General features: G+C 61.7%; 17 protein-coding genes. 6 read left to right on the top strand and 11 right to left on the bottom strand.

What is annotated here, in order from left to right:
* Positions 1-81 precede the first annotated feature (81 nt).
* Entirely contained in the window at positions 82-1,359 is a 1,278-nt protein-coding gene (gene eno, locus DEVEQU_RS17985; RefSeq protein ID WP_126151980.1) for a phosphopyruvate hydratase, read from the bottom strand.
* Positions 1,360-1,553: 194 nt separating this feature from the next.
* On the opposite strand from eno, the gene DEVEQU_RS17980 reads away from it, so the two are divergent.
* Positions 1,554-1,985, top strand: a complete 432-nt coding sequence (locus DEVEQU_RS17980; RefSeq protein WP_126151979.1) for a VOC family protein — start codon at positions 1,554-1,556, stop codon at positions 1,983-1,985.
* 3 nt (positions 1,986-1,988) lie between these two features.
* Here DEVEQU_RS17980 and DEVEQU_RS17975 read toward each other — a convergent pair whose 3' ends face one another.
* From DEVEQU_RS17975 to DEVEQU_RS17965, 3 genes are all read right to left on the bottom strand, one after another.
* Complete coding sequence (locus DEVEQU_RS17975) at positions 1,989-2,567, bottom strand: hypothetical protein (protein ID WP_126151978.1); 579 nt, start codon at positions 2,565-2,567, stop codon at positions 1,989-1,991.
* 73 nt (positions 2,568-2,640) lie between these two features.
* Positions 2,641-3,930, bottom strand: a complete 1,290-nt coding sequence (locus DEVEQU_RS17970) for an MFS transporter (protein WP_126151977.1) — start codon at positions 3,928-3,930, stop codon at positions 2,641-2,643.
* A 141-nt stretch (positions 3,931-4,071) separates the two neighbouring features.
* A complete protein-coding gene (locus DEVEQU_RS17965) occupies positions 4,072-4,248 on the bottom strand; it encodes a DUF4169 family protein (protein WP_126151976.1) in 177 nt (58 codons plus the stop codon).
* A 415-nt stretch (positions 4,249-4,663) separates the two neighbouring features.
* On the opposite strand from DEVEQU_RS17965, the gene DEVEQU_RS17960 reads away from it, so the two are divergent.
* From DEVEQU_RS17960 to DEVEQU_RS17950, 3 genes are read left to right on the top strand one after another with little or no spacing between them, the layout of a single operon-like run.
* Positions 4,664-5,011 (top strand): hypothetical protein, encoded by a 348-nt coding sequence (locus DEVEQU_RS17960; protein WP_126151975.1) that lies wholly within the window; start codon positions 4,664-4,666, stop codon positions 5,009-5,011.
* Positions 5,012-5,059: 48 nt separating this feature from the next.
* The gene (locus tag DEVEQU_RS17955; protein ID WP_126151974.1) at positions 5,060-5,770 is read left to right on the top strand and encodes a hypothetical protein; all 711 of its coding nucleotides are present in this window, start codon (positions 5,060-5,062) and stop codon (positions 5,768-5,770) included.
* Between the two features lie 58 nt (positions 5,771-5,828).
* A complete protein-coding gene (locus DEVEQU_RS17950; RefSeq protein ID WP_126151973.1) occupies positions 5,829-6,272 on the top strand; it encodes a hypothetical protein in 444 nt (147 codons plus the stop codon).
* Positions 6,273-6,278: 6 nt separating this feature from the next.
* On the opposite strand, the gene flhB is transcribed toward DEVEQU_RS17950, so the two are convergent.
* From flhB to DEVEQU_RS17920, 6 genes are read right to left on the bottom strand one after another with little or no spacing between them, the layout of a single operon-like run.
* Positions 6,279-7,364, bottom strand: a complete 1,086-nt coding sequence (gene flhB, locus DEVEQU_RS17945) for a flagellar biosynthesis protein FlhB (protein ID WP_126151972.1) — start codon at positions 7,362-7,364, stop codon at positions 6,279-6,281.
* Positions 7,365-7,367: 3 nt separating this feature from the next.
* Positions 7,368-8,138 (bottom strand): flagellar biosynthetic protein FliR, encoded by a 771-nt coding sequence (gene fliR / locus DEVEQU_RS17940; RefSeq protein WP_126151971.1) that lies wholly within the window; start codon positions 8,136-8,138, stop codon positions 7,368-7,370.
* Complete coding sequence (gene fliQ, locus DEVEQU_RS17935) at positions 8,138-8,404, bottom strand: flagellar biosynthesis protein FliQ (protein WP_126151970.1); 267 nt, start codon at positions 8,402-8,404, stop codon at positions 8,138-8,140. The genes fliR and fliQ overlap by 1 nt, the downstream gene beginning before the upstream one ends.
* A 50-nt stretch (positions 8,405-8,454) precedes the next feature.
* Positions 8,455-8,787, bottom strand: a complete 333-nt coding sequence (locus tag DEVEQU_RS17930; protein ID WP_329601478.1) for a flagellar hook-basal body complex protein FliE — start codon at positions 8,785-8,787, stop codon at positions 8,455-8,457.
* A gap of 20 nt (positions 8,788-8,807) precedes the next feature.
* On the bottom strand, positions 8,808-9,218 hold the full coding sequence (gene flgC, locus DEVEQU_RS17925; RefSeq protein WP_126151969.1) for a flagellar basal body rod protein FlgC: 411 nt from the start codon (positions 9,216-9,218) through the stop codon (positions 8,808-8,810).
* 12 nt (positions 9,219-9,230) lie between these two features.
* Entirely contained in the window at positions 9,231-9,635 is a 405-nt protein-coding gene (locus tag DEVEQU_RS17920) for a flagellar basal body rod protein FlgB (RefSeq protein WP_126151968.1), read from the bottom strand.
* Positions 9,636-9,807: 172 nt separating this feature from the next.
* Here DEVEQU_RS17920 and DEVEQU_RS17915 point away from each other — a divergent pair, with 172 nt between their 5' ends.
* Both DEVEQU_RS17915 and fliP read left to right on the top strand, forming a co-directional pair.
* Positions 9,808-10,425 carry a FliO/MopB family protein gene (locus DEVEQU_RS17915; RefSeq protein WP_126151967.1) on the top strand — a complete coding sequence of 206 codons (618 nt, stop codon included), beginning with the start codon at positions 9,808-9,810 and terminating at the stop codon, positions 10,423-10,425.
* 58 nt (positions 10,426-10,483) lie between these two features.
* Complete coding sequence (gene fliP, locus DEVEQU_RS17910) at positions 10,484-11,239, top strand: flagellar type III secretion system pore protein FliP (RefSeq protein ID WP_206437887.1); 756 nt, start codon at positions 10,484-10,486, stop codon at positions 11,237-11,239.
* An 11-nt stretch (positions 11,240-11,250) separates the two neighbouring features.
* Here fliP and DEVEQU_RS17905 read toward each other — a convergent pair whose 3' ends face one another.
* Positions 11,251-14,547, bottom strand: coding sequence for a hypothetical protein (locus DEVEQU_RS17905; protein WP_126151966.1), 3,297 nt, complete (start codon positions 14,545-14,547; stop codon positions 11,251-11,253).
* Positions 14,548-14,634: the final 87 nt, after the last annotated feature.

Here is a 14,634-nt window from a genome sequence, read left to right as displayed (position 1 = left end):
TGTATGCCTAATTCTTGAGCACGGCTGAAAATAGTAAGGCCGGGCAGTTGCCCGGCCTTTTTATTTCGTCTGGCGAAGAGTTTAGCGACCCTTGACCACCGAATAGCCTGCATATTTGGCGGACGAGCCGAGCTGTTCTTCGATGCGGATCAGCTGGTTGTACTTGGCCATGCGATCCGAGCGGGAGAGCGAGCCGGTCTTGATCTGACCGCAGTTGAGGGCCACGGCCAGGTCGGCAATGGTGGAATCCTCGGTTTCGCCCGAACGGTGCGACATGACCGAGGTGTAGCTGGCGCGGTGCGCAGTATCGACGGCATCGAGCGTTTCGGAGAGCGAACCGATCTGGTTGACCTTGACCAGGATGGAGTTGGCGACGCCCATCTTGATGCCGGACACCAGACGCTGGGTGTTGGTGACGAACAGGTCGTCGCCCACCAGCTGCACCTTCTTGCCGATGGCGTCGGTCAGGGCCTTCCAGCCATCCCAGTCGTCCTCGGCCATGCCGTCTTCGATGGTGATGATCGGATAGCGATTGGCCAGGTCTTCGAGGAAGCGGACGTTTTCGTCGGAGGACAGCGACTTGCCCTCGCCCTTCATCTCGTACTTGCCGCCTTTGTAATACTCCGTGGCCGCGCAATCGAGGCCGAGGAACACGTCCTCACCCGGCTTGTAGCCGGCCTTTTCGATCGAGCGCATGATGAAGCCCAGCGCATCGTCGGCCGAAGCCAGGTTCGGTGCGAAACCGCCCTCATCGCCCACATTGGTGTTGTGGCCTTCAGCGGACAGCCCCTTCTTGAGGGTGTGGAAGATTTCCGAACCGATACGCACGGCGTCGGCAATGGAGGTGGCGCCGGCGGGCAGGATCATGAATTCCTGCATGTCGATCGGATTGTCGGCATGCTCGCCGCCATTGATGATGTTCATCATCGGCACGGGCAGGATATGCGCGTTCGGGCCGCCGATATAGCGGTAGAGCGGCAGTTCGCTTGACTCGGCGGCGGCCTTGGCAACGGCGAGCGACACGCCGAGAATGGCATTGGCGCCGAGCTTGCCCTTGTTGGCGGTGCCATCGAGATCGATCATGGCCTGGTCGATGCCGCGCTGGTCGAGCGCGTCCATGCCCAGCAATTCGTCGGCGATCACGTCGTTGACGTTCTCGACGGCCTGGGTCACGCCCTTGCCATTGTAGAGATTGCCGCCATCGCGCAGCTCGACGGCTTCGTGGGCACCGGTCGAGGCGCCCGACGGCACCGCGGCGCGGCCGAAGCTGCCATCGTCCAGCACCACATCGACTTCAACAGTCGGATTGCCGCGGCTGTCAAAAATCTGGCGGCCATGGATATGGATGATCGAAGACATGAGGTGCCTTTCCCCGTGGATGTCGTGAGGTCTAGGGGCCTGTCTAGACGCGCCTCGTGACAATGCAAAGAGGGCAGACGCAATTTTTGGGTCTGTTGTGACGGAAAGGGAGCAAACCGGCCTCTGGCGCCGCCTTCATGCCTGCCCTAACATGTCAGCAAGGGCAAAAAGCCCAGTCATTCCGAGGAGAGACCATGACCGCACCGCTCGTCAGGCAGGTGGCCCATACCTGCATTTTTGCCCGTGACCTTGATGCGGTGGAGGCGTTCTACCGGGACGTCATCGGCATCGCGCCGAAGTTCACCTTCATGCGCGGCCGGGACAAGATCGGCTTCTATCTCGATTTCGGCAATCGCACCTTTATCGAGGTGTTCAAGAAGGGCGAGTCGCGGTTTGAGGAGAGCAACCAGATCAACCACATCTGCCTCGAAACCGAGGACATCGACGCGTTCATTGCCCATGTCCGCGGCAAGGGCGTCGATATCACCGCCAAGAAACTTGGCGTCGACGGCACCTGGCAGGCCTGGCTGGCCGATCCCAGCGGGGTGAAATTGGAGATTTTCCAGTACACGCCTCAAAGCATGCAGTTCGGCCCTGACGGCTTGGAATGCCAGGTGGACTGGTAACGGCTAGCTTGGGCAGCGCCCCCAGACTTCGATCTCCTGATTGGCGCGCAGATTGACCAGCACGTCCGGCGTGGGCCTCCAGATTTCGAGGCCCGCGCTGAGCAACGCACGGGTTTCCGCGAGCTCGGGCGAAGCCGCATCGATGCCGAACACCTTGGCGATGTAGTCGTCCTCGACAGTGGTCGCAAAGACGCGGCCCGCCGGCTCGACCGGCTCCATGTCGAACGTGCCGTGATCATCGCCCTCGGGGCTTTGCTGCGTCACGCGGAACGTGGTGGGGCTGGTTGTCGTGTAGGTGACGATGTTTTCCCAAGTGTCCGCGCAGGTGCGTTCAATGGCGCGGGCGAGGTTTTCCCGATCCGCATCGCCGGTTCCCCGCCAATTGCGCACCGTGTTCTTGAGGGTAAACCAGCGACCATCGAGGCCATCGACAAGTGCTTGCGGCGTTTCCGGCCCACCAAGTGTGGTCAGATTCCCGCCATTGAGCGATGGTGCAACGCGATCGATCTGCAGCGCCAGGTCTTCATTTGCAGAAACGGGTGCCGCCAGAAGGGTGGCTGCGAGGGCAAGCAGCAGGCGCATGGGTTGAGGTCTCCAGGTCTGGATGTCACAGGTGAGACGTCCAGACCCGGTTCGACCTTGGTGGCAGGCAGACTTATTCCGCTGTCTGGCGGATGAAGCCGAAGGCAACGAGCGTCACGACCGCGGCGATGATGATGTAGTAGCCGACGGTGTGCAGGCCATAGGTGTCGGCCAGCCAGGCGGCGATGTAGGGCGCGAAGGACGCACCGAAAATGCCGCCGAGATTGAAGGTCAGCGACGCGCCGGTGTAGCGGACGGCGGTGGGGAACGGGGCCGCCAGCGCGGTGCCCAGCGGACCATAGGTCATGCCCATCAGCGCAAAGCCGATGCACAGGAAGCCCAGCACGCCCCAGACATTGCCCGAGCCCAGAAGCGGTGCCAGCACCAGGCCGAACAGCGCAATGCCGATCGAGACGCCGATCATAACCCGGCGCATGCCATAGCGGTCGGCCAGGATGGCGGCCACCGGGATCAAGAGCCCGAAGAACACCACGCCGACCATCTGCAGGATCAGGAATTCCTCGCGGCTATAGCCCAGCGTGCGGGTGCCATAGCTCAATGAAAACACCGTCATGATGTAAAACAGAACGAAGGTGGCCAGTGCAGCCATGGTGCCGAGCACGAGGCTGAGCTTGTGGCGGCGAAACACGTCGACAAACGGCACTTCGACGCGCTCGGCCTTTTCGATGGCCTTGGCGAATTCGGGGGTCTCGGTAATCTTGAGGCGGATGAACAGGCCCAAGATGACGAGGAAGGCACTGGCGAGGAAAGGCACGCGCCAGCCCCAGCTCATGAAGGCATCGTCGCCCAGGAAATGCGCCAGGACCAGGAAAATGGTGGTGGCGAGGAAAAAGCCCACCGGCGCGCCGAGCTGCGGGAACATGCCGTACCAGGCCCGCTTGCCTTCTGGCGCATTCTCGGTGGCCAGCAGCACGGCCCCGCCCCATTCGCCGCCGAGCCCTAGCCCCTGCCCCAGCCGGCACAGGGCCAGCAGCAGCGGCGCAAAAATCCCGATCTGTTCATAGGTCGGCAAGACGCCGATCAGCACCGTGGAAATGCCCATGGTCAGGAGCGCGGCCACCAGCGTCGCCTTGCGCCCGACCTTATCGCCGAAATGGCCGAAAAAAGCTGCGCCGATAGGGCGGGCCAGGAAGGCGATTGCAAAGGTGGCGAGCGAGCTCAACAATGCCGAATTGGCATCGGCGGCCGGAAAGAACAGATGCGGGAACACGATCACCGCCGCCGTCGCATAGATGTAGAAGTCGAAGAATTCGATCGTGGTGCCGATCATGCTGGCCGCCAGCACGCGGCGCGCCGAATTTCCGCCGGCCGGAGCCAGGCTGGTCTCTGTAGCAATGGTCATGGGTCGTCCGGGATCTTTTAAGCAAGGTGCGCCCGCCGACGCCGCGCCTCCATCCCGAAAATTCGCGGCCTGCCGAGCAATTGAAACGGGCGTACCGCAGAGTACGGTTATCCGCAAGTGCCTTTCGCGGGCGTATTCTGGCTATTCTTCGCGCTTGTGGCCGTCGATAAGACGCTCGGCGCGCTGCCGCTCAGTGGCTTCGCGCTGCTTTTCGGCCTTGGTGCGGCCATGCAGAACCCGATTCTGGGCCGCCACATTTTCCTTGTCAGAACGGGCCTTCTGCTTGCGGACCTGTCGCAGATTGATGATGTCAGCCATGAAGCGGTCCTCGGGCACTGCCGGTGGCGTGGAGTCTAGATGATCCAAGGTGCGGACTCAATCACCGGTGCATCGATGAGATGCTGCGGCAAAGTCTCCCTGCTCAGGCTCACCCTGACGTTCAAATTCCACCTTCAGCTCTTCGCACCTTTTGATGTCAACGACGATAGGCATGGGCGTGTGCTCGCCTTGTCCTTCAAGAGTGCAACCAACTAACCCTTCCTGCAGACTTGAGTGTGATCAAGGTGTTCAAGGTTGCCTCTGTCCCCAACCTTGCCGCGGCGTCATCACCAGGTCGGGTGATCCATGCATGTCGCTGGCACGCCGTCCACATTGCGTTGCTCTAAATTGCCCTTGCATTGACAGCATCCGTTCAATTTATTAAAAGCTCACTGAGTTAATAATGAGGTGAGCAGTGCGCCAGGTTTTGAAAGCCTTCATTGTCCTGGTGGTTACAACACTCGCTCCACCTTCCTTCGCCACAGGAGTCGATGGTGTTTGGGAGTGCAAAGCGTTCGGTACGCTTGTTGCAACCATCGGATTCGAGGGCAGAAACTATGTCCTTGCCAATAAGTCGGGCCAGAGCGGTCGGGGGGAAGTTGGCGAAGTCGACGCGTCCTTCGACATGTTCGTGGTCCGCAGCGGCCCCCTATACGATGACCTTGGAATTGTCGGCGGCCGGCGGAACCTTGGCAGTGATAAGCCAACGCTGACGCTGCTTGCCCAACAGGGCGGAAACCTTGTTTGTGACGCGAAGCTTTAGTCGCACCGTATGAATGCCACGTCTCACCACACTATTCAGGTCTAGAAGATGAAACACCTGCTCGTCGCAACAGTGCTCTCTGCCGTCTTCATAGGTGGTGGCGCAACACCTTCATATGCTCAGTACGCGCCAGATGGCATCTACTTGATGACGAGAATGTGGATCAGCTCGTTTGAGATGGACGTCTACTATTTCGGCCCGGGGATTGCTGTAAACGCGCCCAGCTACGACATCGCAGCCTATGGCACAAGCTATGCCGAAGAGCAGAACCCTGGAACGGTTGGCGATGTAAGCTTCACCGGGGGCACCATGCGCATCGACTGGCACGACGGGGACGTTACCGAGGCTGATTTGGAGCCGTCGTCAGGAGGCTGCTTCAACTTCGACGGCGGCCTGTTTTGTCCTGTCGAAAAGTTTAGCTCCAGCACCTTGTCGGGCGTATTCCATGGCGGAGCCGCGGTTGGGGGCGGAACGAGCGCTTTTGCCAGTAGCGGCCAGACACTGCTGTTTCAGGAGGATGGACGCTATGCCATGGGGTCGACCACGGTAGTGGACTCCATCGCCGGGGGCGTCGATGCCACCGCCTATAGTGACCAGGCAGAGGCCGGGCAGTACACCATCTCGGGAAACAGTATCGAATTCTATCCGGACGGCGGCCAAGCCTGGAGCACGGCCAGCTTCCCATACCACGATGATGCTTTGCCGGGCGCTTTCCCAAACCGGATCTATTTCGATGGCGTGATGATGTCGCGCCAGTGACGCGACGCTCATAGGTGCCGCGGTGCCACTCAATATCTAGGTCGTGGGGTTAGTACGGATGCTCAAGGAATTCCTGAACGGCAAATCGCTGCCACAGCTGGTCATGATAGCGGCGTTGGTGCTGAGCTTTGCCTCCCAGTTCTTCAATTACTTCGACGATGGAACCACTGGGTTCCTGTCTTTCGGGCCAGACTTCGGCGACACTACGGGCATCTATACGTTCGGGCTCTATGGAACAGGCTGGGCTTTCCATCCGCAGGCCTATGTCATTTATGTCGTGCTCGCCTTTGCCCTGCTGCGCGAAGACATTGCGCAGCATCCCCTGTTCACCCGCTTCGGCTATTGGGTGAGCTTCCTGCTGATTGGTTGGGCCGCGTCGCCCGGAGCCCCCTTGCGTGCAGAGGGCGCAGCAGCAGGGTGGATTGCTGTTCTCATCGCTCTCGCCGCAGCTCTCTTGCACCAGTTCGGCAAAAAAGCCGCGACCGACCGCCAAGAAGGCTGAACTGTCTTATCGGTTGGCGCGCCAGCCGCCGCTGCCGGGCTGTTTCAGGCGCATCACGAAGCCGATGATCTCGGCTACGGCTTTGTAGTGCTCGGCGGGAATGACCTCGTCGATATCGACCGAGGCGAAAAGGGCGCGCGCCAGTGGCGGGTTCTCGATGATGGGCACGTCGCTGTCCTTGGCGAGGGCACGGATGCGCAAAGCTACGGCGTCTGCGCCCTTGGCGACGCAGATCGGCGCCTGCATGGACTTGTCATATTTGAGCGCCACCGCGAAGTGGGTCGGGTTGGTGACCACCACAGTCGCATCGGGAACGGACGCCATCATGCGCTGACGCGCCTTTTCGTGCCGCAACTGGCGGATGCGGCCCTTCACATGCGGGTCGCCTTCCATCTGCTTGTATTCTTCGCGTGTCTCCTGCACCGTCATCATGTGCTTCTTCCACCATTTCTGACGCACATAGAAATAGTCGGCACCGGCAATGATGGTGACGACCATCAGCACCGCCATGAAGATCTTGTTCCCCAGCTCCTGGAAGTCGAGCAGGATCACCAGGGGATCGGCGGTCATCATGGTGTCGAGCCGATCGCGCTCGGGCCAGCAGACCATGACCACGACCGCGCCGACGATGCTGATCTTGAGCAGGCCCTTGCCGAAATTGACCAGCGCCTCGCCCGAGAACAGGCGTTTGGCGCCGGAGAGCGGCGAAATCTTGGAGAATTTCGGGGTGATGGGCTCGGCCGAAAACACCGGCTTGTGCTGGACCAGATTGGCAAGGATGCCACAGACGTAAAGCACGGCCAGCGGCGCCAGCACCACGCCGATCATGGTGAGGGCAAGACTGTTGAAGAAGGCGCCGAACCCGGCGCCTTCGACGTCGAACCGGTCGGCATTCATGATGATCAGCTTGAGAGCAGAGCTCAGCTGGGCGCTGCTCCAGGGCGCGATCATGGCGAAGGCAATGGCCGAGCCCAGCAGCATGAACCAGGTCGTGACCTCCTGGCTCTTGGCGACATCGCCCTTCTTGTGGGCGTCCTCGAGCTTTTTATGGGAGGGGTCTTCTGTTTTTGAGTCTTTGTCCTCGTCCGACATGGACTAGCCCCTCCACATCGCCAGGTGATTTTCGAAGGCGGTAATGTACCAACCCATCATCATCACGAGGAGCAGCGCGAACAGCAGCAGGCCGACAATGATATTGGCCGGCATGAGGATGAAATAGACCTGCAATTGCGGCATCAGCCGGCCCAGAATGCCGGCGCCGAGATTGAAGACCAGGCCGAAGACGATAAAGGGCGCCGACATCTGCAAGCCCACCGAAAAGGCCCCCGCAACGGTCTTGATCGCCAGTTGCATGGCGTCCTCAAACATCAAGGGGTCGCTGGGCGAGAACAAAGTGTAGCTGTCATAGATCGCTGCCAGCGCCATGTGATGGAGATCGGTGGCAAAGATCAGGGTAACGCCGAGATAGGAAAGGAAGCTGCCGAACACCGCCGCCTGCGCACCGGCTTGTGTCGGGTCCGCCGCCATGGCACCGGAAAGGCCGGTCTGAAAGGCGATGATGGCGCCGGCCACCTGCGTGGCCATCACGGTGATACGCACGATGGCGCCGATCATCAGGCCAATGGCGATTTCGTGGAACAAGAGCCCCACCATTCCGGGCAATTGCGTCGGCAGCGCCGGCATGGTCTGCGACAATAGCGGATAGACCACGAGGGTGAAGGCCAGCGCGAAGCTGAGGCGCATACGGACGGGGATGGTCTGTTCGCCCAAGGCCGGCATCAGCATCAGCATGGAGCCGATGCGCGCGAACAGGATCATATAGGCAAAGGCGGTGCCCGGCAGCCAATCGAGGCTGGCCGTGATCATCAGCCGCCCACGATGATCATGTCGATCACCCGGTTCATGTAACCGGCCATAGTGGCGCCCATGAAGGGCAGGATCAGCAGCATGGTGACGAAAATGGCGACGATCTTGGGCACGAAGACCAGCGTCATTTCCTGGATCTGCGTCAGCGCCTGGAACAGCGCGATCACGACGCCGACGCCGAGACCCACCAGCATCATCGGCATGGAAACGATGAGCAGCGTCCAGATGCCATCGCTGGCAATATCGAGCACTTCTGCGCCGGTCATCTCTGCCGTTCCCGTGGAATCACCGCGTCAGGATACACCCAAATCAGCGATCAGATCGGCATCCGCATGATTTCTTCATAGGCCGAGATCACCCGGTCGCGCACCGTGACCATGCTTTCGATAGCCATTTCGGTTTCCGAGAGCGCGGTGACCATGTCGACGACATTGGCCTTGCCATTGACCATGTCCATGGCCATGCGGTCGGAGACGCGGCCCTGATCGACGACGCCCTGCACATTGTCGGCCAGAATCTGCGCGAAATTACCGCCATTGGATGGGGCGAGCGCGGTGAGGTCGGTCGCCGGCTTGCCAGCTTGCTGGATCAGGCGCTGGGCATTGCCATAGGCGGCCGTGGCGGCATTGAAAGGCGTGGTGATGGCCATGTTGAAAAATCCCCCTGAAATCAGCCGCGCAACAGATCAAGCGTGCGGCCCAGCATCTGCCGGGTGACGGTGACCACGTTGAGATTGGCCTCGTAGCTGCGCTGGGCCTGACGCATGTCGACGGATTCGATCAGCGTGTTGACGTTCGGATATTTGACGAAACCGCTGGCATCGGCGGCCGGATGGCCGGGCTCATAACGGGTGGTAAAATCGCTCTGGTCATAAGCCAGGCGCCCGATCTCGACCACGCGCCCGCCGATCTCGGAATCGAAATGGCTCTGGAAGGTGGGGATGCGGCGGCGATAGGGATCGTCACCCGGCGTCTTGCCGGCGGAATCGGCATTGGCGATGTTCTCGGCGATGACGCGCATGCGGGCGGTCTGGGCGTGCAGCCCGGTCGCGGCTATGCGGAGCGACGAATTGAAATCCATGATCCCCTGCCCTTATGCGTTCTTGCCCAGGGCCACGCGCAGGATGCGGATGGATTTCTGGTAGATGGAGGTGGCGGCCTGGTAATCCATCATATTGGTGGTGACCTTCATCATCTCGTCTTCGAGCGTGATGCCATTCCCTTCGGGCGTGACCTCGAAATTGGCCATGTGCTGCGCGCCGAAGGCCCCGGCCTCGCTGGACACGGAAAAGTGCATCGGCTGCGTTGCCAGCGTGGTGATCTGCGCCGAGCTCATTGCGCTGACGCGATCGGCAAAACTATACTGCTTGAGATCGCGGCCCTTGTAGCCGGGGGTCTCCGAATTGGCGACGTTTTCGGCCAGAAGGCCCTGGCGCGCCTGATGCCACTTCATCTTGTCGGTGAGCGCCGAAAACACCGGCATATCCATCAGGCCCATGGCCGACTCCAATCAGCAGCGCGATAGGCAAATCTTGCCGCCCCATGGTTAATCAAGTGTTAACTGCGTATAGGCATGAAGGCACAAGCCTCGCATTTTGCACAATCGCTTGGCTTAACTAGGCAAGAAGTGCCGCCAAAGATTCGGCCAGCAGAGAAGTGGAGCAATTTTCGTGGGATTCATCACCGGCCTGTTCAGCGACAGCGGCAACAGCTTTCTGACCGCCGCCTTTGCGCTGGGCGCCGTCATCGTCCTTATCGTGCTGGTTGCCTGGCTGTTGAAAATGCTCTCCGGCTTTTCCGGCAATGCCGTGCGCGGCCGCAATCGGCGGCTGTCAGTGATCGATACGCTGGCGGTCGACCAGAAGCGGCAATTGGTGATCATTCGCCGCGACAATGTCGAGCACCTGATCCTGGTCGGTGGACCGCAGGACCTGCTGGTGGAATCTGGGATTGCCGTCGAGGAAATCCCGGCCGCGGCCCAGCCAAGCCGTCGCCCCCTGCCCATGGTTCCGGGGCGCAAGGTCCAGGACAAGGTGCAACCAGCCGAGGCCAGCAAACCGAAGGCTCCGACCCCCGTGGTGCCGCCCGCCGCCCCGGCAGCACCGGCCACCGCCATCGAACAATTGCGCGATCTGGGCACGCCGGCCAATCAGCGCGGCCCCAAATCGCTGCGCCACACGGGCCTGCTGCGGCCCGTGAGCAGCCAGGACGGCACATCGCAGGGTAAAACCACCGACATTTCCACGGCCGAGGATACCGACTCAGCTAAAGAGGAAAGCTCCAAATAGGGCAATCAAGGCGCGGCGCGTGGGCACCACACCGGCATCCAAGCCAGGGAAAGCGAGACTGGCGGCTTTTCGCAAGGCGCGCCTGCCGCTGATCTTCGGGCTGGCCGCCACCGCTCTGGTGCTGTTCGCGGCCGGGGTGCAGGCCCAGGACCTGTCCATCGATTTCGGCGACGACGCCACGCTGACCGAGCGCGCCATCCAGCTCATCGGGCTGATCACCCTCTTGTCGCTGGCGCCCTCCATCCTGGTGATGGTGACCAGCTTCACCCGCATCGTGGTGGTGCTGTCGCTGCTGCGAACCGCCATTGGCCTGCAGACCGCGCCGCCCAATTCGGTGATGGTGTCGCTGGCGCTGTTCCTGACGCTCTTCATCATGCAGCCGACATTGCAACAGAGCTATGACCAGGGCATTGCGCCACTCCTGGCTGGCAATATCGAGATCACAGAAGCGTTCGAACTCAGCGCGGCGCCGCTGCATGAGTTCATGCGCGCCAATGTGCGCGAACAGGACCTGGCGCTGTTCTACGACTTGTCAGATACAGAAGTGCCGGCCGAGCCCGAGGCCATTCCGCTGCAGCTGCTGATCCCATCCTTCATGATCTCGGAGCTGCGGCGTGCCTTCGAAATCGGGTTCCTGCTGTTCCTGCCCTTCGTGGTGATCGACATGGTGGTCGCCTCGGTGCTGATGAGCATGGGCATGATGATGCTGCCACCGGTGGTGATCTCGTTGCCGTTCAAGCTGATCTTCTTCGTGCTGGTGGACGGCTGGTATCTGGTCGCCGGCTCGCTGGTCCGCAGCTTCGTCAGCGGATAGTTACGCGGCCCTCAGCGCGCTGCGGCGACGCCGGAATTCGGCTCGGTAGCATTGGTGGGCACCAGCGCTCCTTCCCCGGCATAGGTGTCGCGATAGGAAGCCAGGAAGGCGTTGAGGCCGTCCACCGCTGCAACCTCGGCGGCGACCTTCTTGAATTCCATGCTCGAAGCCTGGATCGGCCCGGTGACATAGTCGAACATGGCCCATTCGGGCGAATTGACCATCTGCTCGCCGAACTTGGTGCGCAACCGCGACAGGCCAACCGTATCATTGGCCATGACATAGCCGACGGCGGCCTTGATCAGCTCAAGGCGGGTCTGGCGATCGAGCGGCTGGCCGGCGGACTGGGCATAGAGCGCTTCCATCATTTCGCCGGCCTGGCTGTAGCGACGGGCCTTCCAGTGCACGTCGATCTGCAACACCTTGACGTCCTTGCCATCCATATCGCGCACGAGATCGAGGGCGAGCTGGTCGCGTCCGCCATCGATCAGCGCGCGCGCCTCGAGGATGCGGCGCTGCCGGGTAAGCGAGGCCGGCAGGTCGGGAACGCGCGTATCGTTGAGCACCCGCAATGCCTCATTGGGCTTGCGGTCGGCAAGGTAGATCACCGCGAGATCGGCAGCCACCTGGCTGCGCGCCACGCCGGTGAGGCGGTTGTCGAGCTGGTAACGCAAAAGGTCGGCGGCTTGCGGCAAGAGGTCCATGCGCACCAGCCGCCGCGCCAGATTGCGCACCATCTCGTCGCCGCGCGCGCCGGAGGGGGTGAGCTGGCGGAAATCATAATAGATGCCAAGGGCCTCGACCGGGCCAAGCGAGTCGGCGACGCCGTTGAGGAACAGGTCTGAGAACATGACCTGCGCCTCGTCGCGCAGCTGATTGACCTGCGGGCTTTCCGGATAATTGGCGACTGCCGCCTGCACGGCCTCGAAGCCGAGGCGATAATCGGCCTTGCGGAAGTAGAGCCGGGCCAGCAGCGTCTGCATTTCGGCCTCCAGCGCATCGCCGCGCCAGAGCATGGTTTCGGCCGACAGCGTCTTGATGGCGCGGCCGAGATCGAGCCGGCCCTGCTTGTCCAGCAGCATCAGCGTGCGATAGACGGCCTCGGCGCGGGTTGGGCGCACCTCGGAGGCAATCACCTGCCCATAGGCGTCGAGCGCCGCCTGATCATGGCCATTGAGTTCGTCCAAGCGCGCTGTAAGCAGCGAATAGAGCGACATGTCCTGGCTGCTGAGATTGGAATAGGCAATCTCATCCAGCATGCGGTTGGCGGTGGTGGCGTCATTGCCCTCGACCGCGCCGCGGGCGCCGGCGAGATAGAACGCATTGCGGGCCCAGACGGGATAGGTCTCGGCGACGCTGCGCGCCTCGAGCGCATCGAGCCGGGCGCCGGAATAATCGTTGTCGGCGGCGCGCGCAATGGTGCGCCAGAACAGGGCGTCCAGGTCCTGGTCGAACGAGGGCGTATTGAGCACCTGAAGTGCTTCCTTGGGGCGACCGGCCAAGATATTGGCGATCGACTCGGTCATGCGCAGCTTGCGCGTCAGGTCCTCCGAACGCAGATCGGCGGCCAGCACCCGCAACACGCCAAGGGCCTCGGGGCCGAACTGATTGGCCACATAGTATTGCGCCAGCCCCAGGCGGGCATTGTCGCGATTGCGGCCATCGCTCTCGGCGGCCATCTGCTCGAGTTCATCGCGATGCTTGAGGAACTTGGTGGGCGCCGGCTGCTCGAGCGTGGCGAGGTCGATATAGGAGCTGCGCGAGGCCTCGTCGCCCTGAGTGCCGGAATTGCGCAGACTGTCGAGCGCGGACACCGTCAGACCGCCATTGGTGCTGATCACGGCGAACTGCCCGTCCAGCGCCACCTGCAGATTGGAAGCCTTGGGCTTGAGCACCAGACCATGGACGCTGCGCAGGGCGGTGAAATCGACATAGTCGAGCGAACGCGTCAGGCCGCGCGCCGGCGGATAGGCGGTAACGATCTTGAGCATGTCGCCGACCAGCGGGTCGCGGAAATCGTGGACACGGGCCGGCCGCACGATATCGGCGGCCATTTCGAAAGTGCCCTCGAAATTACGGCGGCGGGAGAGGGTGACCGGCTCGGTGGGGCTCAGCATGACGTCGCCCAGCGACAGCACCCAGGCCATGCCTTCGGAGCCCATAGTGGCCAGGCGATCCTTGGACAGATCGATCCGCACCACCTGCGTATCACCCGAGGAGATGACGTCGAAAGCGCTAGCGACGGCATCGAAATCGGTCGAAGCCGCGGGAGCGGCAATGCCGCTGATGGTGTCGAATACCATCCACACCGAGTCACCGCGCCGGAACACGGCGGCGGGCGTATCCTGCTCGAAGGGGAAGACCACGCGCACCGTATTGCCCAGCACATTGATGAACGGGACGATGGTTTCGGCGGCATTGGCCTGAAGCGCCGACGTCTGGGGTTTGGGCGCCTCTGGTGTCTCTGCCTTGACCTGCGCTGCGGCCGCCGCCAGATCCTCGACCTTCAGTTCGGGCAGCCCCTGCCCCTTGATGTCGATATCGAGCACATATTGAGAGGGCGTAACCTCATAAAAGCGCGGCTCGACCGCGCGGGCAAATTCGAGATAGATGTCGCTACCATCCGCCGTCACCACGTTTTCGACCGAGGCGATTTCCTTGGGCAGGTCGGCCACAAGATCGCGCACATCGATGCCGATCGGCCATTCGAAATTGATCAGGCCAGTATTTTCTTGCTTGGCATAGGCACCCTCGGTGGGCACCGACCAATCGAACTGCAGGCGGATAAAGCTGGGGTTGCGGCCGATGCGCAGGGCGACCTGCGGATTGAGCTCTGCGGCCAGCGCAGCCTTGCGGTTGCGCTCGGCTTCGATGGCGGCCAGGCGCGCCCGCTCCGCCAACTGGTCGATGACGTCCTGCGGAAGCGGCGGCGGCATGCCTTGCCACTCCGGCGGCATCAGGTCGATGAACAGGCGCTCGGCGGCCTCGATGCGATTGAAGGTGAAGCTGGAGCGCAGGCCGATGCGCAGACCCATGCCATCGGGGTCCACGCGCGCGACGGTGAGATAATTGGGAAGCTGGACAGCCACATCGGGCAGGATGATCGAAACCGGTTCGGTGAACAGGATCGACATCACCCCGTTCTCGACCTTGACCGTATATTCGGGCAGGTCATCGCGCGAGGGAAAGCTCAGGATGAGGCGGGCATAGCCCTGTTCTTCGGTGCCGAAAAGCTGGCCCTGCACCTGTGCAAAGGCAGCGGCAGCCATAGCCAGGTACATGGCCATCGCCGTGGCAGCGACGACCATAACGGCTCGCTGCCAACCTGACTGTATTGCGGTCTTCACCGGCTTTCTGCCCGCCCGACGCACTATTATCGCATCCGACTGCAGAAA

Origin of the sequence: Devosia equisanguinis (assembly GCF_900631955.1) — a bacterium.
Lineage (GTDB): Bacteria > Pseudomonadota > Alphaproteobacteria > Rhizobiales > Devosiaceae > Devosia > Devosia equisanguinis.
The sequence above is the reverse complement of the archived record's forward strand: the minus strand, read 5'-3'. Positions and strand labels throughout refer to the sequence as shown.